The organism is Alcanivorax sp. HI0044, assembly GCF_001634945.1.
This window is the reverse complement of record NZ_LWEZ01000074.1, coordinates 1-1,097: the sequence shown is the minus strand read 5'-3', so window position 1 is coordinate 1,097 and position 1,097 is coordinate 1. Positions and strand designations below refer to the sequence as shown.

The window sequence follows — 1,097 nt, the reverse complement described above, 5'->3', positions numbered from 1 at the left end:
ACGACGATAGCGTCAAACGTAATAGTGCGAATGGACATGGATTACGCCCCTCCCCAGATCAGAACCAGACCCCAAAGCAGGTACACAACCAACGCCAGTGCAATTGCCAGCTGGGCAATCAGGCGAACGCCGGTGGCGGCTTTACCAAAGGTCAGGCTGGTCAGGTAGTCCGTGGTTACGCCCCACAGGCCTACCCAGGTGTGTGCAGCGACAGAAATTACCAGCAGGGTGTTGGCTATCTGCATGCAGATAGATCCCATGAAGGCTTTCCAGCTGCCATAATCCAGATCACCGGCGGTGATCAAATAACCCAGCATGCCGATCATGTATACACCGATGATGACAGCTGATACTCGCTGAATGAGCCAGTCATACAGGCCGTTACGGCCCAGGCTCGTTACACTGGTTACCATATCCAGACTCCTGTCAGCAGAATCAATACCGCAGAGATGATGAAGGCCAACTTGGCGCCACGACGGCCGCCTTCCAGGCTTTCACCAACACCGGTGTCCATAATCAGGTGACGAATGCCCGCCACCAGGTGGTATAGCAATACAGACAGGATGCCCCATACCACCAGCTTCACCAGCAGTGAGGTCATCATCAGTTCTTTCAGGTCCGCAAAGCTCTCGGGAGACGCCAGGGAGCGATCCAGCATCCACAGCAGAATCGGCAACGCCAAAAAGATGGCAACGCCGGTTACACGGTGGGTGATAGATGCTATAGCCGTGACCGGGAACTTGATCGTGCTCAGATCGAGGTTAACGGGTCGCTTATCGTTCACGGTAGCCTACTTATAGCCGGGCCTCTGTATTAGAGGCGGTTGTCGGGAACTTGGCAGAGTCATTGAGATCAGAACGTGNAGACTGATCTTAATAATCTGCCCGGGCCGGGGTGGGCCCGTGTGAAACCCCCAGCAGGAGGTTTCTGCCGGGCGGGAGTATATCGCCGCGACTTACGCAAAACAAACGCTCCAGGTGACAATTATTCTTCACTTACCGGCTAACGCGTTGATTTACAATGATGCACCTGATGTGAACGCCGTGAATTTGTGTTGCACCATGCTGAGGCAAAACGACCATTCAGGCGTAACAAGC

General features: G+C 54.1%; 2 protein-coding genes. Both read right to left on the bottom strand.

Annotated elements, in window-relative coordinates:
* Positions 1 to 41: 41 nt before the first annotated feature.
* Positions 42 to 413, bottom strand: a complete 372-nt coding sequence (gene sdhD / locus A3730_RS00950; protein WP_007150974.1) for a succinate dehydrogenase, hydrophobic membrane anchor protein — start codon at positions 411 to 413, stop codon at positions 42 to 44.
* Complete coding sequence (sdhC, locus tag A3730_RS00945) at positions 407 to 784, bottom strand: succinate dehydrogenase, cytochrome b556 subunit (RefSeq protein WP_063519195.1); 378 nt, start codon at positions 782 to 784, stop codon at positions 407 to 409. Before sdhC ends, sdhD begins: the two co-directional genes overlap by 7 nt.
* Between the last annotated feature and the right edge of the window lie 313 nt (positions 785 to 1,097).